Raw genomic sequence first — 22,906 nt, 5'->3', positions numbered from 1 at the left:
AAAATTAATTAAAAAATAAATGCAGACCTCCGCATTTATTTTTTTAATTAGTTTTTTACGTAATTTAGTTGTTCTACAGCTAAAGAAAACAAGCGAAAGAATGCTTCTAACGGACTCGTAGATTTGGTTAAGCGTGCTCTAAGAACCGCACCTTCCCACCCAATCCAAAATTGGTAAGCCACTTCATTACAATCTACTAAACTGTATTGATAATAAAATTCACGCAAACAATCAGAAACTATTGTCTGCCAAACCTGAAAAATACTTTCTATTCGAGCAATAATTTCAGGAGCCAAATAAGAAACTTCTTGCCCTAAGTTCCCCAGAATACAGCCCCTCTTAAAATCATATTTCTGTAGTTTTTCTCCAGCGTCTTTTACAAAGTTTTGTAGTTTTTCTAGAGGTGTAAGATCTGGTTGACTTAAAAACTTATTTAATCGTTTCACAAAATAAGTTTCATAAGCATCTAGGACTTCTAAAATAAATGCCTCTTTGTTTTCAAAATAATGATAGAACGAGCCTTTAGGAATTTGAATAGGCTTCATGAGATCATCTAAGCTCATGGCATTCATTCCACGTTCTGTAAGCAATTCAATACCACGACGTATTAATACGTCTTTCGTATCGGCATAGTTAATGCCATGTTTAGTTGGCCGACCACGTGGTCTTTTGGGTAAGTTTGAATAATTCATATCAATAAAATAGACCATCCATCTAGAAATAGCAATCTTGTTAGATTAAAATTGATTTCAACAACTTATATAATTTTTTCTGACAATGAATTTCGAAATTTTTAGATACTATATGATCTTCAACTTTCTTAAAAAAGTATAATGTAGACTTATTTAAAATTAATTAGTTGTTTTAAATCAAAATGATAAAATATGAAAATCATTTTAAACTTAAGCTTTGTGTTCTTTCATAGAAGTTTAGATTTTCATTTTTAACTTCAATATTTAGGATAATTTTTAAGTATTTTCTAACTCTATACAGTGAGTTCCGACTGTAGGGACTTACCCAGCTTTTTATTCGTTACATCATTTTAAAGTGCAAAAAACTAGAAACTTTAAGTAGAAATATCAAGCTTTTCCACTTAACGATAACAACAGAGATAAAATCATGAATAAACGAATTTTAGGTGTAGTTTTTGGAACTACGCTTGCATGCTTTCAAGTACAAGCGGCCCACTTCAAATGCCAAGACGATGTGAAGCACACACCCGTTACCGCCGAGGAACAAAAGCTGGTTGATCAGTTCTGGGCCGAGTCACTGGTCTATTTAGACCAATATCTAAAGGCACTTGAGACACCTACTGGTCAATGCAAAGACTCAGCACAAGCAACGACCCAAACATATTCTTCCGAAACGGGAAAAGCACAAACACGTTGCATCATGAAGTACCGAGATGTAGAACTGGTCGCGAAACACCTCAGGGCTGTATTAGCCGAGCCAGACAAAGCAAAGGCATGTTTCGACCCACAAAAGAACTATAAAGAATTCACACTCTATACCCCTAGCCTACAAGTGCAAAATTTGTCAGCAACCTCCAAATTGATTAGCCGTCCATTACTGACTGATTACTACAAAAAAATGGGTGGCACAATTGGTACAGCAGGCTTGGAGTTGAACGAAAATTTCCTAGCAATCACATCACGCACCGACACTACTTCACACTGGACGAAGGATGTGAGCATCAAAGGATTACCAACACTTTGGTCTTCCGTAGGTTGGATCCCGCTATACGCAGAAAACTCAAATGCGGGAAGTGACCGTTTCCGTGGTGGATATCTTTATGCAGAGGTCATGGGTCCATGGGGTAACTTGCGGATTAAGGAAATTGATGGTGAAAAAGTAGGTGCAGAAATTGGCATGACCGTACAATTATTCAATACTTCTTATCCATACCATTATCACCACCCTCAAGAGATCTATATGACACTGACCAAACCGCAGTGTATTGATCAAAATAAGTTTATGGTGATGCATTGGGACAGCGACCAGTTCAAACAGAAACGCAGTGATAAAGGCTGGAACGTTCAGATCGATGGGTCAAAAGGTAAATGGAAAAAGTGGTTTTCCAATCAAGATCCAGACCAGAAGTGGCTAACCTACTTTGAACGTAATTCCATCCATGCATTCCATGCGCTTGAGGGCTGTAATCAAACGATTCAAAACTCTGGTTTAGTCACAGTTTGGGCTCGTACAACAGGACAGGATAATGAACAGTCCACACGCTTATGCCAACCTATCTCTGGTGATCCAAAAGATATAAAGAAAATGAAAACCGAAGAAAAAGCAATTTGTGAATTACACGACTGGAAACCCTAAGAGCCTATTCACACTCTTAACAGAATGAGTAGTTGAAGAAGGCTTTCTTGCAAAAATATTTACAAGATAAACTTACTGCAAGCTTAACAAATGAGTTTGCAGTAAATCTAAAAACTAAAATAGCACCTGTTGTACCCTTCACAACAAAAAAGACAGCTATCGTGTTACTGCAAGGTTTTATCATTTATTTAACAGAATCAATCTTTTCCCGAGTACAAAACTGAACCAACTAAAACCGCTTGTCCTGCAATGCTGACATGTAATATTGAATCTGTTTTCTCAACTGTTACTAGAACTCGCCCAGGTTTTTCTATTGCGAGACCTTGATATCCCCAATAAGTTACTTTCTGGTCACATTCGATTAAATCGTGATGAACAAGGTACGCTCCCGCTGGGCCATTTGCATTACCAGTTACAGGATCTTCATTAATACCGATTGCAGGTGCGAACATTCGACCATAGGTAATAGGTTCTTGCTTACTACCTTCCAAAACAAATGGGAAAAAACCATTGCAACCTATTTCAGTGCTAATAGCTTTCAGTTTTTCATTGTTAGGAATTAATCCATCAAGCTTACTTCTGCTTAGCATTGGTACCATCACCTTGGAATGCCCCGTCGTGACAACTTGTATTGGCAAGTCAGCAAAATCACTTTCACTCACACCCAGCGCGCTTGCAAGTTCACTCCGTTGACTCTCATTAAAAGGTGGTAAAAACTCTACGCGACCTTGGGTCATTTTCACCAATAACGCTTCTGAACTTCCAAATATTGAAACGGGTAAATGACCAGCCCCCGTTTTTGCGATTAATGGATAGTCTGATTGGTGGCCTGTAGTTGCACGTAAAAAATGAGTGGCGATCGTCGCATGTCCACAAATCGGTACTTCATGTGTAGGGGTAAAATATCGAACATGTATGTCATAGCTTTGATCTTTTGGTGACAAAACAAAAGCAGTTTCTGAATACCCTGCAAACGCAGCAATATCTTGCATCTCTTGAGTTGTAAAATGGTCAGCATCTAGAACAACTCCCGCTCGATTTCCTGTATTTGGTTTGGTAGTAAATGCATCAACTACATAAATGGTCGTCATGGCAGAACTCCTCTGTTGTTAATATTTTGATCTCAGAAATAGCTCCCGCCATAACCAGAAAATCTTATTTAATTGCAACGACACATGTCGTAGCTCTAAAAGGTTTATAGTCGCCTCATATAATGAGTTTTGAGTCTTTGTGGTGGTTGTTTGAATTGTATAAATCTAAACATCGGAGATACTATAGTTTTTATTGCAAACGCATTTTTTAAATATGGAAAGGTATGAACTGGGACGATACTAAAATTTTGTTAGCTATTGGCCGGACTGGCGGGTTGAGCCGCAGTGCAAAATTACTTGGTATCAGTGTTTCTACAGTACATCGCAGAGCCGTTGAACTGGAGAAAAGTCTCAATGCGATTCTTTTTTCTCGAGACAGTGATGGCTATACACTTACCCACGTTGGAAAACATTTTTTTTCTTTGGCTGAAAAAGCAGAAGAGCATTTAATAGCGATGGAACGTTACAACGATCAAGGACAACAATCATTGTTCCGTATTGCTTTACCTGAGTTAATTGGGCAGCAATTGCTCCAATCAAAGCTAACAGCATTGCAACTGAAGCACCCAGATTTACAATTAGAAATCTCAACGAGTGTCGTTCCTGTTGATTTTTCCCGACGGGAAGCTGACATTATTCTTCGACTTGTTCGACCAGAAAGCGGGCGTTACATTATTCGGCGACTTGGCAAACTGGAGTATGGTCTTTATTGTAGTCAAGATTATCTCGCCAGTTTCACAGAGCATGCTGAAACGGATGATTTATTGAATCATCGTATAATCGGTTGGGACAGAAGCCTTCAATATACATTCTTAGCACAATGGATGCGTGAACTCACCCAAGATGCAGCCTCTGCCTTGTCTTTTGATAACATGCACTCACAACTACGAGCAGTCATTGAAGGACAAGGAGTTACAGCCCTGCCTTGTTTTGTTGCACAGGCCTCTGGCTTAGTGCCAATACTACCTGAGCAAACTTTAAAACAAGATGTGTGGTTAATGCGTCATTTAGATACTAAGGATAGTGACTATTCAACGTTGATTAGTGAAACAATTGAAAAAGAACTACAAGAATATCTGTTGTGATAAAAATTATTTTTTATTCTAATTTTGAATTCGAAAAAGAGATTTTAAGTTAAACCGAGTTATGTCTCACTCAAGTTGTACAGAGTGATTTTTAGTCAAAATGATTGGCGAGAACTATTAAATATGCTCATAAAAAAGCCGATTTGTGTCAAAATCGGAATTTTGCTTTTTTGTAGTAGATGAAAAGTCTTAATACTCTGATTTTAAAAATCTTTTTAAATATGGTTTCAAATAACGACCATTACGCTAAATGGATAGATATTTTGATATCTTTAAATCATAGGATAATCTATTGATACCCTAATAAAAAAGCTTAATAAATGACCGCATATAACGACTTTAGTGTTGATTATTTCAGTGATACTAGATATGAAAAGATTACGATAGAGATCTCATATAAAAACCAAATACTTTGTCAATTGAATAAAGATAAGGGGAATGACAATATCGAAATTCAGTTTTTTCATGAGTGGAGAATATTACCAGATCAGGTAATATTCAAATTTCCATTAGAAGAGTTCATCAGTCTACTAAATGAATTGAAGCAAGACCTAATTTCTGCTTAATTTACACATACTTTTAAAAATTAAATATATTTTTGAAACACACTTCAGATTGAATGGTAGTTAAGTTTTCCTAAAATTAACATAATACGCTTTATATGAAATGCTATTTTTATCTGATATAAATCATAGTCTTATTTTTTAACAAAAGCCCGACTCATAGTACTTGGGCTTTTTTAATGATTTGTCACCTTTCAGGATTACTTATTGATCAACTCTCCACAATTTCATGTAATCTCTATTAATTGTAAAGCAGATAAATATCCACTCTAATCTAAATCCTTCTTACAATGACTCACTGCCCTATCCTGCATACATACACTTAAGTAATTCGAGTATCTAAAAGCATCTTCCAATGAATTTATCAAATCTATATGCTCTTTCTTCATAATGACATGGGTTGTGCCGCTGTAACCATAGCTTATGTCCGTTAGCTCAAATCCAAATAACCAAATACAGCCTTTTCAACTCGCTGCTGTAAATGATTTAAATCACTTTCCCCTGCGATGCCTGCTGCGTTAATCATTCCTTTACTTAAAGCAATCACATCTTGTGCGGCTGTCTGGGCATGTGAAATGCCATAACGTATAAACAGATCGGAAATTATGGTTTCAAGCTCGTGTTGAAGCTCACTTTCCTCAGTGTCGTTACCAATCAGTTCAGAAGCAAATTCTAGGGTTCGTGATAACTGCCGACGGCTCAATTGATGTTGCACAGCAGCCTGTATGATGAGTTTTAATTTTTCTTTTAAATCTGTGGCGTCACTTTGCTGTATGGCTTCAACAATACGATTTGAAAGCTTGGCACGCTCGCGTCGCATTAATTCAACGATTAAAGCATCTTTAGATGGAAAGTATTGATATAGGCTACCAATGCTTACGCCAGCAAGTTCTGCCACGGCATTTGTGTTAAATCCAGCAAAGCCTAAAGACTCTAAAATGCGAGCAGCCGCCTCTAAAACAGCTTCAAAGGTAGCCACTGAGCGTGCTTGACGCGGGCGTTTGCGTGGATCTGGAAGTGTTTCTGACATGGGCCGAAATGCGAGTATGTAATGTGAGTAATCACTCATATACTGACTGAGTCATGTTGATATGACAAGCAAATGCTGCCTTTTCAGTTGAACTACAACTCGGCCCAGTTATGGAGTGGTTATGTCTAGAACCTATACTTTTTTTATTCATTTAAGAGCTTTGCCTGCTTGGTTGGCTTTAGCTCGTGAAAAGCGGGCTGAGTTTAGTGCACAGAAGCTTGAACCTATTTTTGAGAAGTACCCGACTGTAAAAGTTCGGTGGTATGACGTTGAAGCGTTTAGCGCTAAAGCGAGTGATATTGCTGTGTTTGAGACCACATCTCTACAAGATTATTACTTTGTGATTGATGCGATTCGAGACTCTGAGTTTTGTACAGTGCCCTACTTTGAGTTTGTAGAGATTATTCCTGCAATTGAAGATGGGTATGTGGAGTATGAAAGTTCTTTGTAGAGGTTGAGAAGAATATGTCTCGTTTTGCACGGCCAGCAGATGAGCTAGCCGTGACAGTTGCTTTTAAGGCCCACTTAAAACACATATTTTCATGAAGTAAGAATTATTATTTTTACTCCTAATATTCTCCTTTTCCTTTAAAAATTATATTAAGGAAAATCTATTTATTAAGCCTGTTTCTTTCCGTTCAGAAATTTGAGATCGATCAACATCTCCAATAAGAGTTTCGAATAGATCTTTAGCAAATACTTTATTTCCAATATGCCAAGAGTGTGATTCATAACCGATTAAAACATCTTGATCATTTTGATAAACCTCTTGGTTACTAGATAAAATTTTGTAATATTCAGAACAATCAACGTTAACTGCTTTATTTGGTGTATTTTCAGGTAGTCCAACTCTTCCTACACGAGGTGAAACTCCTACTCTTTTTACATTAGATAGCTTCAGTACAGAGTCATTTAAATTAGAATAGTTAGTTAATCTAATACAATGCCTATATAATGATTCAGAAACTGGATTAAAATCGGTCATTGAACTTACAGATATATCTCCCGCCATTAATATTATTTGACTTACCATCCATGAATTATTTACTAATTTAGTATCATCTGCATCATCGAAAGCCTCTCTAATAACTAAAGCACCTGTTGAATGTCCAATCAAATGAATATTAATACTACATTCTGGGGTTTGTCTTTCTGCTAAAATACGTATCACATCAGTAACCAATCGCATAGCTGTTATTTTAGCATCATGCCGATCTTCAAGATAAGCAACAGCTTTATTATCACTAGGCCAATCAAAAGAAACTACTATACCTTTAAACCCCTGTAACCCAAGGTCTTTATTAAGTTGATCATGTCTAGCCATAACTTCTTCAGCTTGATCATTATTATAACCATGAATAAAAACTAATATATCTCCTCTTTTGTTTGCTGGATCTTTTAAATCCTTCCCCCATATTGAGGCCTTCTGAACGGAATCAAACCATTTTTTTGGTTCTATAGCATGTTTAGGAGTTGGCTTTTCTCCTACTGGTATTTTTAAATATGTTGTTAAACCTGGTTCAGCGATAAACTCATTTTCTTCAATTGCACGAGTACAAATCACATAACGATCATTCATTTTTATTATCCTTTTATATTATTTATTTAAATATAATCTTTAAAAAAAAAAAAGAAGCTTTAACTAACAATTATTTTCATTGTTCCCTTATTTAATTCTTTATATAAATACTTATTCTCAATAAAATAAAAAGCCCCCTCAGATGGCTTTCCCCCTCCCCCAAAACCTCTCCAACACCACATCCCGTTCATCCAAACTGTTTGAGCTTAAAACCTGTAGCATCAAGCCATCAATTAAGTTTAAGACCATGTTGGCATCGGGATGAAATGCATTGGTTTCCAGACTAAAGACCAGATCAAAAAGCTCTCGAAGTAGCCATTTTCGATATTCAACCGCCATGCGGTAAGCGCTTGGATAAAGCAGTTTTATTTCAAAAATGGCTTTAAACAAAAGGTGGTAAAGGCTATTTACATCGACATGTAAGCGGACAATTTCTTTAATTTTATCGCTTGATTTTGAATAGCGGTGTGAGTAGACAATTGCCAGAACTTCTTCTTTCAGTCGGCTTTTTTGAAAGCTTATGCAGGTTTCAACGAGCCTTTCTTTTGAGTGGAAGTAGTTATAAAGCGTGGCTTTCGGAATTTTAGTTTCTTTGGCAATTAGGTCTACGCCCGTGTTGTGAAATCCATAGAGATTAAATAGATCTATTGCGGTATGTATTGCTTTTAATTTTTTCGAAGTCGTTTCTAAAGTTGGCATAGTTTTACCGTTATAAATTCTTGTTGTTTCTAAATGAGATAAAAAGCCTGTGCCCCTTCTGGGAGAAAAAAAGGCACAGCAAAGCCGTAAGACGGTGCTTGGCACATCTCAAGTTTTATTGTTGATATAAGTTTTTAGTCGTGACGAGCTAAAGCTTTAAAACGTATTTTCAATTAAACAGTTTTAAAGATGAGCTAAACGATATTGGAATAAAAGGCTTGGCAATGGTTGCCAATAAAATAGAAATGTTGGGCATGAGCGACTCCTTAGGTAAAAGAAGTCCTACCGCATTACTGTCAAATAATGGTGGTAGAACGAAAGAGGGTTGACAGACTGAACCTAAGAATCAGCACACCCGAGGGTGTCCCCCTTCCGTCCTACCGCAACAAAAGGGGGACGAACGAGTCTACATTAAAAAAACAAGTTTTTTCAATGTACTTAGGTTCTGGCCTGTCAAAGCCAGCTGGCAATGTAGGCCAGCACGCAAAGCATAATCTTAGAGTTTAGGGGTGTCAATGTAGCTTTTATGACAAGTATTTAAATTTATTATTATTTTTCATTAGATTAACTTAATTATTATTTTAGATATTATATTTAATTATATTTTTAAATTAAAATGAAGCGATCCATGCTTATTCATTTCTATCTTTTAACTTTTAATATGAGACAACAAAACGGAAAGTGGGATTAGACAATCTCGGTCTGCCCCACTTGGTGATAAGCACGATTAAAATAAACCAAACTTTGGTCATGCTCGCTTTGTTTAATCGCCACAATCGGACAAATAAGAATAGTGTGTGTGCCGACTTGTTGAACTTGCTCAATCTCGCAATCGAAACTCACCAAAGCATCATCTAACACAGGTGAACCTGTTTCTAACTCAATCCATGCGCCATGTTTAAAGCGCTCTTCTGGTGTGAGCTTAGATGAAAATGCTTTTGAAATATGTTCGTGATGTGCGCCTAAAACATTCACAGTTAAGATTTTGTTATCTAGGAAATGTGCATGTGAACTCGCAGATTGGTTCATACAGACCAATAATGTCGGTGGTGTGTCAGTCACACTACAAACAGCAGAGGCAGTAAATCCAAAACGGCCAGACATGCCTGCCGTAGTCACAACACTAACCGCACTTGTGAGTAAAGACATTGCATTTCTAAAGTCTGTTGCTTGAACCATGACATTATTCCTAAATTGAATCGTACCTTGTCCTGAGTGTTTGCTATACCGCCCAACTCCATCAGGAAGGTACTTTATCGACATGCATTCTGCGTAGAACGACATGTAGTAAGTAAAATGAGGGTTACTTGTTTGATTATCAACTGCCATCAAAAAAGTAACCCTTTATACCACTTATTGGTAAATATTAAGCAGAGAGTTCAAAACCAGTAAGTTCTCTGCGAACGATTTCTGCACCAGCACTTAAAGCATTTAACTTGCCACGTGCCACTTCACGTGAAAGAGGTGCCATGCCACAGTTTGTGCAAGGGTAAAGCTTGTCAGCATCTACAAACTGAAGCGCTTTACGAAGAGTGTTGGCAACTTCTTCTGGTGTTTCAATCTGGTTAGATGCGACATCAATTGCGCCAACCATTACTTTTTTACCACGAATGAGTTCGAGTAAATCGATAGGCACATGTGAGTTGTGACATTCTAACGAGATGATATCGATGTTAGATTTTTGCAGTTTCGGGAAAGCTTCTTCGTATTGGCGCCATTCCGAACCTAATGTCTTTTTCCAGTCAGTGTTGGCTTTAATGCCGTAACCGTAGCAAATGTGGACCGCAGTTTCACACTTAAGACCTTCAATTGCACGCTCTAAAGTCGCAACGCCCCAGTCATTTACTTCGTCAAAGAATACGTTAAATGCAGGTTCGTCAAACTGAATGATGTCTACACCAGCAGCTTCTAACTCACGCGCTTCTTGGTTCAAAATTTTAGCAAATTCCCAAGCCAGTTTTTCACGGCTCTTGTAGTGACCATCGTAAAGCGTATCAATCATGGTCATTGGGCCAGGTAATGCCCACTTAATTGGTTGATTAGTTTGCTGACGAAGGAACTTAGCATCTTCAACAAACACAGGTTTTTGACGAGACACAGCACCCACTACAGACGGTACGCTTGCATCGTAACGGTCACGAATTCGAACGGTTTCGCGTTTCTCAAAATCTACGCCATTTAAGTGTTCAATAAACGTGGTCACAAAGTGTTGGCGGGTTTGTTCGCCATCGCTCACAATGTCGATGCCAGCAAGTTGCTGCTCGTGCAACGCCAAACGTAACGCGTCTTTTTTACCTTCAATCAGGCCTTCGTTTTCGAGTTTCCAAGGCGACCAAAGCTTTTCAGGTTCTGCAAGCCAAGACGGTTTTGGTAAGCTGCCAGCAGTTGAAGTCGGTAGTAATTTTTTCATGATCAATGACCCGTATGTTGATTAATTAGGAGCGTAATTAGCAGACCACTGCTCAAGAATCGCTTGGTATGGTTTGATAAATTGCTCTTCAACAAACTTCCCCTGCTCAATAGCCAAACGGCTACGTTCTTCTCGGTCATACACAATTCGAGTAAGTGAGTAATCTTCATTCTTCAAACTTGGCTGATAAGATTTTCCAGCAACTGAATTTGCGTTGTAAATTTCAGGGCGGTAGATCTTTTGGAACGATTCCATGGTGCTGATGGTGCTGATCAACTCAAGGTTGGTGTAATCACTCAGCAAATCACCAGTAAAATAGAACGCCAAAGGTGCAGCGCTGTTTTTCGGCATGAAATAGCGAACTTTTAAGCCCATTTTCTGGAAATATTCATCAGTTAATGAATAGTCTTCTTGCTTGTATTCCACACCCAAAACTGGATGCTCGTTTTCAGTGCGGTGATACACTTTAGTTGTTGAAACACTTAAGCAAATCACTGGCGCTTTTTTAAAGTTGGCTCTGTAAGTCTCAGAGTTAATAAAGCTCTTAAACAAGTTACCGTGCAATTCGCCAAATTTCTCTGGCGTGCTAAAAGTAGACTGATTTTTATTGTGGTCTAACAAAAGCACACTAAAGTCATAGTCACGTACATAAGACGAGAAGTTATTGCCTACAATGCCTTCAATGCGTTCATTGGTCTTTTTATCAACAATATTGGTTTTCAATATTTCGATTAAAGGAAGCGCACTGTTATGGCTTGCAGCATCAACATTCATTTCAACTGAAATGATTTCAAGTTCAACCGCATAGCGATCGCCTTTAGGGTTGTCCCAATGAGCTAAAGTATTAAAACGATTGTCGATCATCTGTAATGTGTTGCGCAGATTCTCTTGACGGCTCATCCCTCTCGCCAAGTTAGCAAAGTTGGTTGTAATACGCGTATTGTCTGCTGGACGATAGTTTTCATCGAAACAAATACTCTTAATCGTAAATGTAAATTCTTTACTCATTTTGATCAATACCCTAATTTCTGAGATAAACCTAAAAATATTTCGAGCTCTTTTTAAACTTTCCAGCCTTGTCAGATTTGTGCCTTTTGGTCTTATCAAAACTGAATTACTAGAACGCTTCAGAGCGTGAATAGATTTATACCGCAATCAGAACATGAATAAAAATGATTTAGTCTCATTCAAAACTGAGTGAAATTCATGTTTAGGGTTTAATAAAGAAGTATGAAGTTAAATATTTTTCATCTTAGGAAATTTTAAACAGTAGAAATTCAACATACGACGGACGTGTAAAGCCCTTACCAATTTTAAAATTTATTATTATTTTCAAATGCTTAATAATAAAATCCAAGTTAAAACGAATGATCTTAAAGTAATTTATGCTGACTCTCGCTCATCTCTGTTTTTAGCCATTCTAGAAATATAGTTTTGCGTGAATCTTCCTCGAAAGTGCTATGAGAAAGTAAAAAATAGGCTGAACTGTCTTGTACAACAGGTGATTTTTTTTGCAGTAAGTTCCACTCAAGCTCTTTTTCAATCATATAAATTGAAATGATCGTCGCGCCAAGTCCAGCCAAACAACCTTCTAAACATAGATAGAAATGTTCGAGTTCAACTTTGGTGTAGCCTTTTAAACTCTGCTTTAACTCAGCAATACGACTCATGCTTTTGAAAAAATTTGGCCTAGAGGTCGAGATAAGTACGTCTTTTGTGTCCGATGGCTTTGTTGCTTGAACTAGAGCGATGTATTCATCGGCAATTTTTTCGCTATAAATATGCTCTCCCCAATCAAAGTCATTTCTGCGAATCGCGATATCAATATTATCTTTTTCAAAGTCGACCACGCCGCCTGCTGTGAGTAGCACAACCTCAAAATCATGACCAAGCTTTTTAAATTTTGATAACCGTGGAATGAGCCATTTCATTGAAAGAGTCGGTTCACACGACAAAACCAGTTGTTTATTGTGAGTTTTAGGCTGGCTTAGTTCTATTAAACATTCATCGAGTTGACCAAACACCTGACGGCAACAACTCAATAAAGTTTCACCCTGCTCCGTCATCACAAGTGTTTTATTTTTTCGGTCGAACAAAGTGGTATTTAAAGCTTCTTCTAAATTATAAATCTGTTTACTGACCGCACTTTGCGTCACAAATAATTTCTTTGCAGCTAAAGTGACGCTGCCATACTTAGCCACAAAATAGAAAAATTTCAATGAATTCAGCGATATTCTTTCAATCATTCCAAAAACTCATAGATATATAGTCGTTTTTATCGATTTTTATTTTTAGGTTTCTGTTCAAAATAAAAATCATCTTTATTAAAACCTATTTTAGATGATGAAAAACATATTGAATATCTATATCTATATCTATATCTATCTTCACAGCCATATAGATATAACTTCTTATTTGCAAAAAATAGCTGCTTTGAGCAATACATTGACCTTTCCAAATACATTCCAAAAAGTACAGATGAATTCCCTTGTTTTCAGCGAGGGCACACGATAATGGCAGAGTTTATTGCGGTTATTCTCATTACGATTTTGGCCGTGGTTAGTCCTGGCGCTGACTTCGCGATCGTTACGAAAAATAGTTACTTGTACGGCAGAAAAATAGGTGTGTTCACTTCACTGGGAATATCGCTTGGGGTATTGGTGCATGTGACCTATACATTAATTGCTGTTGCGTTTGTGATGACTTATACGCCGCAAATTTTGAATATTGTTAAGTATATTGGTGCGATTTACCTGATCTATATTGGCTATAAAACTTTTACTCAAAAACCTGTTTTAGACACTGCTGCCTTAACTTCTATAGGTACTTTCCAAGCCATAAAATATGGTTTCTTTACCAATGCATTAAACCCGAAAACCACGCTATTTGTGATTAGCACCTATACGCAAATTGTGAGTTTGACTACGCCTAAAACTATTCTTTTGGTCTATGGCTTTTTTATGTCATTTGCACATTTTGTATGGTTTTCACTTGTCGCAGTGCTTTTTTCATCCATGCTGTTAAGACAAAAAATGTTAGCTAAACAACTGCAAATTAATAAGGTGATTGGTTCAATTTTATGTGCTTTAGGTGTAATTCTTCTTTTTACTCAGTTTCAATAAAGCCAATGAATTTTAAGAGACTGTAGAGTGTGGAGACTGAGTCCTGTGTGTAGAACTCAGTCCATTCAAGCGAGTTAAGAATCTATTTGTTAAGTATTCGATTCAGATAAATCATTTACATTCCAACGATTTGCTCTTTTAAATGTTCCGACATCGTTAAATCGAACACCCATATCACGCATAACTTTATGGGCAACGGGCGCAGTCATTTGTCGAATGTAGAATGGTTCTTTCACCACAAAATGATGGATGGCATGCGTCGAACCAAAGTTAAAGCAAAAGAGTTGGAACGGCATCATCCACCACGGTGTTAACACCTGAGTTTGTTGAATGACATTGCCCAATTCAACATCACCGTAGTAATGCATATTGCTTGTCACAAAGTGCAAGCAGAAAGTACGCAGCACATTTGGAGCAATCCACACCACAGTCAGAACATTAATCATATGCATAACATTTAGGGTTGTAGCTGACCATGTGATCGGTGCATTTGCCAAGCTTGAAATCATATCAACTGCATGGAAGCCTAAGAAGATATACCAAAGAGACCAATGAATAATTCCAAGAGGAAAATAAGCTAAGAACGCACGTTTAAAAATAACTTTTCTAACAGTCCAATTGCTTGCAGCAATAACGCGTAGCAAAACTGCAAAACCATTGTCACCGATGGCGACGAGTCGGCGAATGCTCCACTGCTCTCCATTGGTGAGTGCTCTTTCTTCTAAATCAACTTCAGTGCCTGAATTTTTATGGTGATTAAAGTGAAGCTCACGGCGTTTCCATGGGTTAATGGTACTTGGGCGAGCTAACCACACTAAACCCATCATAAGGTGATGTGCCCATGGTTTCTTTCTAAAATACATCCAGTGAATGAGGTCGTGTTCTAACTCATGGGTAAGAGATGCAAAAAACGCAATAATGGGAATTGCGAACCAAGCTGAAAGCTGATGATTGATATAGAGTACGGCCGTAGCAATCATTCCAACGAGAGAAATAAATAGAATCATCGCCCCTATTGCGTTTTGATGGTTCAAAATGGGATGGCGCTTGCGTAAAGCCACCCCTTCCGCTGTAACTACTTTTTTAATGTGTTCCGTTTTTTCGCTATCACTCATTCCAGCAGGATTTTTATATATGTAGGTCATCCATTATTCCTCAGTTTTCTCATATCCCTACTTTATTTATATCTATCTTTGTACGCTTAGCTCGAAACGCCAATCTATTGGCTATGGATGCCAAAATGTCAGAAGTAGAGGCAAACAAAACATCTTTTATTTTTGAAATCTTTTATACTGCTCACAGGAATATGAGTCACAAGTTATAGGACATAACATGCCACAGACAGCAACGGCACTGGCTAGCTGGGTTAAAGCGATTCAAAAAGCGCTTGAGAAAGCAGGTGTGGATAGCCAACCTTTATTAAAACAAGCAGGTTTAGATGTTCAGGCCCTAAACGATCCAGATGCACGCTATTCATTAAAACAAACTGCAACTTTATGGAAATTAGCCGTTCAAGCGACTCAGGACTCGTGCTTTGGCCTTAAAGTTGCCAGCCAAGTCAACCAAAATACATTTCATGTGTTGGGCCATTCACTCATTACCAGCACCACACTAAAAGAAATGTTTTTAAGAATTATTCGTTACTTCCGCATAGTGACCGACATTCCTGAACTCGAATTTTATGGCGAGGGAAAAAATCATTATTTCGTTATTCATGTTCCCGACGAAGTTCAACCCGAATCTATCGATGCTTTTATCTCTGTTTTTATTCGTTCAAGTCGTGCGTTACAAGGTTCTGTTTTTTCGCCCTTACGCATTGAACTAAGACGCTCAGAGCCACAAGATTTAGAAACTTTTCAGAGTATTTTAAAAGCTCCGATTGCATTTAATGCACCCAAAGACATGATTGTGTTTGACACAGCCACCATAGAGCAGCCTTTAGACGGTGGGAATCCGTCCCTCACCCAAGAATATGATGAGATTATTAATCGTTATCTCGCACGGTTTGATAAAGAAAATATATTGGCTCGTGTGAAAGTAAAACTCATTGAAAAATTATCTACAGGTGACTTTCAACAGCAAGACGTTGCAAAAAGTTTAGGCTTAAGTATCCGCAGTCTGCAACGTAAGCTATCGGCAGAAAATACCTCTTATAGCGAGCTACTTGACAATACACGGCACGAACTCGCTTTGTCGTATATCAAAAATTCAAGCCACAATATTACCGAAATTGCCTATATTCTTGGCTTTACCGATGTGAGTAGTTTTACCCGTGCTTTTCGACGCTGGACAGATTTATCACCGCTACACTATCGGGAAAAACATCTCTCTTGTTCTTAAATTTTTAGAAATTTTAGATAAAAAAAGATGCCTCGATGTGCATCTTTTTTTATGAATATCTTATTTTTTATTTAACAGTTCAAGCATGGACACTGTGGTGACTTTAGCTCCGACTGGCAAGGCTTTTAAATCTACAACATAGTTCGGACTGTGCGGAATATAAGGCACAGGTTTGCCTTGCTTGACTGCATTAGCAAACACAACCGGATCTGCCACGCCAATGAACATAAAGTTAAACGGAATGTCTTTTTGATCACCTAATAAATGGTGAACATCTTCAGAACCCATAACGGCGGGATATTCAGTTAGAACATGTTTGTCGCCTAGCAAAGCTTTTAGTGGTCCATTTAAACGCGCAGAGAATTCTTTATTATTGACTACAGGCGTACTTGAACCCTTAAAGGTAAAAGTAGGCAATTGATCTTTACCCATGCCCTGCATTTCGGCAGCACCTTCACTCATGAACTTAATGTTATTTAACATGGTTTCGCGTATTTTTGGATCAAACCAACGCAAGTTCATTTTGACCAGTGCAGTAGAAGGAATCACATTATTCGAATTTCCAGCTTGGATTGAGCCAATCGATAAAACTGCTGCTTGTTGAGGGTCGACTGCGTTACCCATAATAGTTTGATATTGAGTTACTGCATTTACCGCCATGCTAATTGGATTTTTGGTTAGCATTGGTAATGACCCATGCCCACCCACGCCTTTAAATAAAACATCGAGCTGATCGGTTCCCGCCATGCGTGGCCCCGGCGCATTAATGACCACTCCAACAGGTGCAGGTGTGGTATGTACTGCAAAGAAATAATCGGGTTTTGGCAAATTGTATTTTGTCCACAAACCGTCAGTCACCATGGCTTTAGCACCCGTTATAGGCTCTTCAGCAGGTTGTGCAACTAAAATAATAGTTCCGCTCCATTCCTTTTTTAAAGCGACTAAGGTTTTTGCCATGCTGAGCATCCATGTTACATGCGCATCATGACCACACATATGTGCAACAGGTGTTTCGGTTCCATCGTCAAGTTTTACCCGCACTTTACTTGCATAAGGTAAGCCAGTCGCTTCTTGAACAGTATTGGCATCCATGTCGGCACGGTACATGACCGTTGGCCCATCACCATTTTTTAAAATGCCAACCACACCTGTTTTGGCTATTCCAGTTTTAACATCAAACCCTAATGACTTAAGCTCTTTAGCGACAATGGCAGAAGTGCGGGTTTCCATAAACCCAAGTTCAGGGTGTTCATGAATGTCTTTATAAACCTTATTTAACCACTGTGTTTGCCCATCAATAATCGTTAACGCTTTTTGTGAAACCGCTGGCAAAGTTGTTGGACTTGCTTCTGCATGAAGGACCGTTCCATAACCTGAAATCAAAGTCGATAACCCTAAAAATAGGCTGTTTTTAAAAAATTTGTTCATTATGAATAAAGCTCCGTTTTAATAATCTTTGCAGTTAGTTAATAATTATTTTGTTTTTAGCTAAATCTTTCTTTTCTAATCGATTCAATAATGTGCCAAATAGTGTTGCCATTACATACATTAAGATTGAATACACGGCTGCCGGCATAGCTGCGTCTGAACTCGCCATAACAGTTAAAGCAATTGTTAACGCTAAGGTACTGTTATGAATTCCTATTTCAAAAGCACAGGCTTTGGCTTGAAAGCTATTAATACCAAATAAACGAGGCACCAAATAACCAATCAAAAGACTACAAATACAGAAAAGTAAGGTTGCCCCACCCACTAGCCCAATGTAATTGAGAAGTTTTTGATAGTCTTTGGCAATCGCGAGCGCAATAATAAAAAGTAAAAATACAATTGCGAAAACACGAACAGGGTTATTTAACCTTTCTGCAAATTTTGGTGAGAAATGTCTGATCAACATCCCAATGATGACGGGAACCAAAATAATAACAAACACTTGAATTATTTTAGAAAATTGCAATCCAACGTGTTGTTCACTTGCAACGAAATGTAGTAATGCAAAGTTCACAATCAATGGCAATGTAAAAGCAGCAAGCACTGAATTTATCGCAGTTAAAGTAATATTAAGTGCAATATCACCCTTATATAAATAGCTAAATAAATTTGCAGTGGCACCCCCCGGTGAAGCCGCAAGTAACATCAGCCCGACAGCAATCATTGGTGGTAAAGCAAAAACCTTACAAATAATAAATGCAATAGCCACTAAAATAATGAGCTGACAAAACAATGCAATAAATACGGCTTTGGGGTGCTGGCGAACACGTTTAAAATCTTTGAGAGTTAATTCTAGCCCCATACCAGCCATAATAATAGCCAAGGCTATGGGTAAGAATACCGTAATTATCAATGAATCCATTCTCTATTTCCTCTTTTAATTTTTTGTATTATTTAGAATTTATATCCTATTTTTAATCCATAGCTTAAAGAGTGATTATCCTTAAACTCCCCTACATAATAATCACTACCGGCCTGCGCGCCAAGCTGACCTTTTGCATCGCCTAACCAGTAATATTTCACACCACCAGAAATAAAGTATTGTGATGTTGGGCTATATTGAGCACCGATTCCTAAGTTGTAATATCCCTTGGTTGGGCCACCCGTTGAAACTTTATCACCCGCACCAGAGTCCCAACCCATTGACACAGAGCCTAACCATTTAGGTGAAAAACGTTGCCCTACTCCCAAATTTAAAGTCCATTGGTCATCATCATAACGAACCAAATTAAACCCTTCTGGACGGCTTGGCGTCGATAAGCCCCCGACAACTTTTGAAATTTCACCAAACCGATAAGGTTGTAGTGCCAAATCACTCCAATTTACCCAACGCAAGCTACCGAACAGTAAAGTTCCCTGACGTAAACCCGTTTGAAACTCTAAATTCACTGAGTTTGGAGATTTAAATTTGGTTGTACCAGAGCCTTCGCCATTAGGTAACGCTGAAATAATGTGATTTAAATAGTTTTTCTTTTGCTCAGTCATCTGCCCGATAGAAATCATATAGTCGAGATGTTGGCTAACTAAATCGCGTCCTTGCTGAGTCGTTAACATATCAATTAACGGCGCATTTTCAGTTGCGTTTACTTTGTGGGTAATGGCAGAGCGATAGGTAAGCGAAACTTTAACGGCCTTTTCAGGAATTTGATAAGCTAGTCCAGCCAACCACCCCCAATCGCCCACAGTTTTAGTTTGAAAGTCATAGCCATTATAAAGACTAAATACATTGCCTCTTAAATTGACCTGACTTTTGAAGGTTTGATAAACCGGCCCTGCAAAAATATTCCAGTTTTTAGTAGGCTGATATCCAGCAATGAAGCTGAAACTTTGAATATCGAATTCCGATTTAGCATTTCCTGTGGGAACTTGACCAGAAGTAGCATTTGCAAGGCTTGTAGTCGTAATACCAGGAAGCATAACTGTATCTTTCGGCGTTGCGACAAAGCCATTTACACCAGAATATTCTGTGTCAGCCCCAAAAGGCTGATCGTAAAGCAACCCAAATGAATACTGCGGTGCAAGCTGAAATTTTAAAGCTGCAGTCGGCCGATAATCTGTATTAGCAATGTCGGAAATTGACTGATGTGAAGGGTTAGTACCAGATTCAACTCCTTTTAAATCAGTATCTGTCACACCTAAACTTGCTTCAAAGTAATTTCCCGGTTGTAAAAATGCTGATATGGATTGGCCTGTTTTATCAAATGCAGCAGCCTGTAATGCACTTGTACAAATTGAAGCTATTCCCAATACTAATGTTCTATTTCTTACGACAAAAATCATGGATCCATCCTGGATTTTTTTATTTTGATTGTTCACTTTATTTAGATTTTGAGTGGTGCGCTTAGCCCCAAACGCCAATTCGTTGACTATGGATGCCATATTTAAAAATTATACGATTGCCTCTCTGAAATGAGATAAGTTCCTTTAAACTCAAGATTAAAGACGACAAAGATTTAAAACTTTCAGATAATTTTTTAAGAAACTTTTGTATTTATTGCTGTTAATATTAAAGCGCATGATAGATTTCCCAATCCTTCATATCTCTATAAATCAAGGATGATGAGCGAATACATTTATTATGGAAATCAAGCAAATAAAATATTTTTTGACGGTGGTTGAAGCAGGCAGTATTGGTAAAGCTGCTCAAAAACTCGATGTCGGTGCGTCAGCAATCAGTCAACAAATTAGTAAGCTAGAGCAAGAGCTAAGCATTCGCCTATTACAGCGTAATGCTTTTGGTGTGACCCCTACTCCCGCAGGCCTCGCCTTTTTAAAACATTCTCAACTCATTTTACGTCAGATTAACTTTGCGGTAGATGCTGCTCATTCGGCACGGCTTTCAGGCCATGTGAGTCTTGGCTTTCCACCCACCATTACCGCTTTAATTGGCATCCCTTTAATGAAATTAATGTCTGAACGCTATCCAGACATTCGCCTAGAAATTGTGGAAACGCTGTCGGGCAACCTGATTCAGTCGATTAATTCACGTCAACTTGATATTGCCATTATTTTTACCAATGAAATTGATAAACAGTGGTCAATACAACCGCTGGTACGCGAGCAAATGTATTTAATGGCGCGAAAAGAAGTGCTCGAAAAATACGGTCTTGCGGAGTGCATCAAAAGCGGCATTATTCGGTCTCAACAAATTGGTGATATTCCGTTAGTGTTGCCACGGCAGCGTCATAGCTTAAGAAAACTACTTGAGCACAAGATTGGACAACTCAATGTCGTCTATGAAATTGATGGCCTGCACTTGTTGATGGATAGCCTGATTCACCTCGACCTTGCCAGCGTCCGCCCCGGAAGTGCTTGTCTGCAAGAGTACAAACATAAGCTTCAACTACTTAAGTTGATTGATCCTGAAGTTGAGCGAATCAATTACTTAGTCAGCCTTGCCGAAGAAGAATTATCACCTGCTGCACTCGCTGCAAAATCGGCAATTAAAGCCTGTGTGAAAGAGTTGATTCAAAACCAAATTTGGCCATGTTCTGAAATTATTTTATAAAGGGTCATTAATTTTATTAAATACCTAATTAATTTTGCCCTCTCACTCCCTCCTGCTGTTTGAGATTACATTTTCATCTGAATGATAAGTGAATTTCTGTTTATCGAATTATAGATGTGTAGTTTGAACTGGAAACAAGGCATCACATTTTCTACGAAGGACACCTTTAAATCTCATCTCTAACCCATTTGCTATTTAGGTTTATTGAATGAGTCAGTTTAAGGCCCTCCATTGAAGATCGTGAATGTTTCCATTTTGTCAGGCCAAGGAGGTCTCCAATGGATGTCGTGAATAACCGTAGGGCTACTTTTAAAAAAATATTAAATGTAACGAGTGGCAACTTTTTAGAACAGTACGATTTTTTTCTTTTTGGTTTCTATGCCACTTATATCGCAGCAAAATTTTTCCACTCTGAAAATGAATATGTCTCTTTAATGATGACATTTACCGTGTTTGCTGCGGGCTTTCTTATGCGTCCTCTCGGCGCTATTTTCTTGGGCGCTTATGTCGACAGAGTTGGTCGACGTAAAGGTCTTATTGTTACATTGAGCCTTATGGCAATCGGAACCATCTTAATTACCTTTGTACCGGGTTATGAAACCATTGGTATTATTGCGCCAATTTTGGTGGTGATTGGACGTCTATTACAAGGCTTCTCGGCAGGTGTTGAATCTGGCGGTGTATCGATTTATCTAGCTGAAATTGCAACAGATAAAAACCGTGGATTTATCACAAGCTGGCAGTCTGGCAGCCAACAAATTGCGGTTGTGTTTGCAGCATTACTTGGCTACTGGCTCAACACCATTTTAACTCATGCTCAAGTGGGTGAGTGGGGCTGGCGTATTCCGTTCTTAATTGGTTGTTTGATTATTCCTTTAATCTTCTTGTTCCGCCGTACTTTAGAGGAAACTGAAGACTTTAAAGCTCAAAAAACTCATCCATCGACCAAAGAAATTTTCAGCACACTTGCAAACAACTGGCGCATCGTACTTGCGGGCATGATGATGAGTGCCATGACCACAACAACGTTCTACTTCATTACGGTTTACACCACGGTGTATGCAAAACGTACTTTAGAAATGTCGGTAACAGATAGCCTTTTAGCGACTGTGTTTGTAGGTTTATCGAATTTCTTCTGGTTGCCAATGGGTGGCTTACTATCAGACAAAATTGGTCGCCGTCCTGTTTTAGTCGGTATTACGACACTTGCCATCTTTACAACTTATCCAGTTTTAAGCTGGCTGGTGAGTGATATTAGTTTCACCAATCTGATTATTACGCTTGCTTACTTCTCATTCTTCTTTGGTCTGTACAACGGCACCATGGTAGCAACCCTCGCCGAAGTGATGCCAAAGCGTGTACGTACAGTCGGCTTCTCTTTAGCTTTTAGTCTTGCAGCAGCTATTTTTGGTGGCATGACTCCAATTGCATGTACATATCTAGTTGAACACACAGGTAACGCAAGTACACCAGCATTCTGGCTGATGTTAGCTGCGGTATGTAGCCTCATCTCAAGCTTATATCTATGCCGTGGTTCTAAACAGAAAAATACTGACGCAATTGCTGAACCTGTGAAGGTTAGCGCTTAAAACAACAACTTAACCTGAAATTTTAATGAACAGTACGGCGCATTTGCAGCCGTACTGTGCTCTCCTATCATTAA

20 protein-coding genes are annotated in these 22,906 nt (G+C 38.3%); 7 read left to right on the top strand and 13 right to left on the bottom strand.

Annotation, left to right across the window (positions count from 1 at the left end; translation table 11 throughout):
- Positions 1–47: 47 nt before the first annotated feature.
- Positions 48–692: a TetR family transcriptional regulator C-terminal domain-containing protein gene (locus ACPF64_RS07850; RefSeq protein ID WP_426455954.1), complete on the bottom strand. Its 645-nt coding sequence runs from the start codon at positions 690–692 to the stop codon at positions 48–50.
- Between the two features lie 427 nt (positions 693–1,119).
- On the opposite strand from ACPF64_RS07850, the gene dddY reads away from it, so the two are divergent.
- Positions 1,120–2,328 carry a dimethylsulfonioproprionate lyase DddY gene (dddY, locus tag ACPF64_RS07845; protein WP_426455953.1) on the top strand — a complete coding sequence of 403 codons (1,209 nt, stop codon included), beginning with the start codon at positions 1,120–1,122 and terminating at the stop codon, positions 2,326–2,328.
- Positions 2,329–2,525: 197 nt separating this feature from the next.
- On the opposite strand, the gene ACPF64_RS07840 is transcribed toward dddY, so the two are convergent.
- On the bottom strand, positions 2,526–3,419 hold the full coding sequence (locus ACPF64_RS07840) for a PhzF family isomerase (protein WP_426455952.1): 894 nt from the start codon (positions 3,417–3,419) through the stop codon (positions 2,526–2,528).
- Between the two features lie 224 nt (positions 3,420–3,643).
- Here ACPF64_RS07840 and ACPF64_RS07835 point away from each other — a divergent pair, with 224 nt between their 5' ends.
- The gene (locus ACPF64_RS07835) at positions 3,644–4,504 is read left to right on the top strand and encodes a LysR family transcriptional regulator (protein WP_426455951.1); all 861 of its coding nucleotides are present in this window, start codon (positions 3,644–3,646) and stop codon (positions 4,502–4,504) included.
- Between the two features lie 993 nt (positions 4,505–5,497).
- Here the strand turns inward: ACPF64_RS07835 and ACPF64_RS07830 are convergent.
- Positions 5,498–6,097 (bottom strand): TetR/AcrR family transcriptional regulator, encoded by a 600-nt coding sequence (locus ACPF64_RS07830; RefSeq protein ID WP_426455950.1) that lies wholly within the window; start codon positions 6,095–6,097, stop codon positions 5,498–5,500.
- A gap of 121 nt (positions 6,098–6,218) precedes the next feature.
- Between ACPF64_RS07830 and ACPF64_RS07825 the strand changes: the two genes are divergently transcribed.
- Positions 6,219–6,548, top strand: coding sequence for a darcynin family protein (locus ACPF64_RS07825; protein ID WP_426455949.1), 330 nt, complete (start codon positions 6,219–6,221; stop codon positions 6,546–6,548).
- Positions 6,549–6,692: 144 nt separating this feature from the next.
- On the opposite strand, the gene ACPF64_RS07820 is transcribed toward ACPF64_RS07825, so the two are convergent.
- From ACPF64_RS07820 to ACPF64_RS07795, 6 genes are all read right to left on the bottom strand, one after another.
- Complete coding sequence (locus tag ACPF64_RS07820) at positions 6,693–7,676, bottom strand: alpha/beta hydrolase (RefSeq protein WP_426455948.1); 984 nt, start codon at positions 7,674–7,676, stop codon at positions 6,693–6,695.
- A 138-nt stretch (positions 7,677–7,814) separates the two neighbouring features.
- Positions 7,815–8,375: a TetR/AcrR family transcriptional regulator gene (locus ACPF64_RS07815; RefSeq protein ID WP_426455947.1), complete on the bottom strand. Its 561-nt coding sequence runs from the start codon at positions 8,373–8,375 to the stop codon at positions 7,815–7,817.
- A gap of 687 nt (positions 8,376–9,062) precedes the next feature.
- Entirely contained in the window at positions 9,063–9,554 is a 492-nt protein-coding gene (locus tag ACPF64_RS07810; RefSeq protein WP_056483724.1) for a flavin reductase, read from the bottom strand.
- Between the two features lie 187 nt (positions 9,555–9,741).
- Positions 9,742–10,785: a methionine synthase gene (locus ACPF64_RS07805; RefSeq protein WP_005048816.1), complete on the bottom strand. Its 1,044-nt coding sequence runs from the start codon at positions 10,783–10,785 to the stop codon at positions 9,742–9,744.
- Between the two features lie 21 nt (positions 10,786–10,806).
- Complete coding sequence (locus ACPF64_RS07800) at positions 10,807–11,793, bottom strand: DUF1852 domain-containing protein (RefSeq protein ID WP_005042907.1); 987 nt, start codon at positions 11,791–11,793, stop codon at positions 10,807–10,809.
- A 365-nt stretch (positions 11,794–12,158) separates the two neighbouring features.
- Positions 12,159–13,031 (bottom strand): LysR family transcriptional regulator, encoded by an 873-nt coding sequence (locus tag ACPF64_RS07795; RefSeq protein ID WP_426455946.1) that lies wholly within the window; start codon positions 13,029–13,031, stop codon positions 12,159–12,161.
- Between the two features lie 267 nt (positions 13,032–13,298).
- Here ACPF64_RS07795 and ACPF64_RS07790 point away from each other — a divergent pair, with 267 nt between their 5' ends.
- A complete protein-coding gene (locus ACPF64_RS07790) occupies positions 13,299–13,907 on the top strand; it encodes a LysE family translocator (protein WP_426455945.1) in 609 nt (202 codons plus the stop codon).
- 89 nt (positions 13,908–13,996) lie between these two features.
- Here ACPF64_RS07790 and ACPF64_RS07785 read toward each other — a convergent pair whose 3' ends face one another.
- Complete coding sequence (locus ACPF64_RS07785; protein WP_426456122.1) at positions 13,997–15,022, bottom strand: fatty acid desaturase; 1,026 nt, start codon at positions 15,020–15,022, stop codon at positions 13,997–13,999.
- Positions 15,023–15,239: 217 nt separating this feature from the next.
- On the opposite strand from ACPF64_RS07785, the gene ACPF64_RS07780 reads away from it, so the two are divergent.
- Positions 15,240–16,247 carry an AraC family transcriptional regulator gene (locus ACPF64_RS07780; protein WP_426455944.1) on the top strand — a complete coding sequence of 336 codons (1,008 nt, stop codon included), beginning with the start codon at positions 15,240–15,242 and terminating at the stop codon, positions 16,245–16,247.
- Positions 16,248–16,307: 60 nt separating this feature from the next.
- Here ACPF64_RS07780 and ACPF64_RS07775 read toward each other — a convergent pair whose 3' ends face one another.
- The 3 genes from ACPF64_RS07775 to ACPF64_RS07765 are packed head-to-tail and all read right to left on the bottom strand — an operon-like array spanning position 16,308 to position 20,015.
- Positions 16,308–17,675 (bottom strand): amidohydrolase, encoded by a 1,368-nt coding sequence (locus ACPF64_RS07775; protein ID WP_426455943.1) that lies wholly within the window; start codon positions 17,673–17,675, stop codon positions 16,308–16,310.
- A 34-nt stretch (positions 17,676–17,709) separates the two neighbouring features.
- Complete coding sequence (locus tag ACPF64_RS07770) at positions 17,710–18,597, bottom strand: bile acid:sodium symporter family protein (RefSeq protein ID WP_416660618.1); 888 nt, start codon at positions 18,595–18,597, stop codon at positions 17,710–17,712.
- Between the two features lie 32 nt (positions 18,598–18,629).
- Entirely contained in the window at positions 18,630–20,015 is a 1,386-nt protein-coding gene (locus ACPF64_RS07765) for a long-chain fatty acid transporter (protein ID WP_426455942.1), read from the bottom strand.
- A gap of 298 nt (positions 20,016–20,313) precedes the next feature.
- Between ACPF64_RS07765 and ACPF64_RS07760 the strand changes: the two genes are divergently transcribed.
- Both ACPF64_RS07760 and ACPF64_RS07755 read left to right on the top strand, forming a co-directional pair.
- Entirely contained in the window at positions 20,314–21,243 is a 930-nt protein-coding gene (locus tag ACPF64_RS07760) for a LysR family transcriptional regulator (RefSeq protein ID WP_004641378.1), read from the top strand.
- A 278-nt stretch (positions 21,244–21,521) separates the two neighbouring features.
- Entirely contained in the window at positions 21,522–22,832 is a 1,311-nt protein-coding gene (locus ACPF64_RS07755) for an MFS transporter (protein ID WP_133748076.1), read from the top strand.
- The last annotated feature ends 74 nt before the right edge of the window (positions 22,833–22,906 follow it).

The organism is Acinetobacter sp. KB005 (assembly GCF_049949095.1).
Classification (GTDB): domain Bacteria; phylum Pseudomonadota; class Gammaproteobacteria; order Pseudomonadales; family Moraxellaceae; genus Acinetobacter; species Acinetobacter calcoaceticus.
This window is presented reverse-complemented; position numbering and strand designations above follow the sequence as displayed.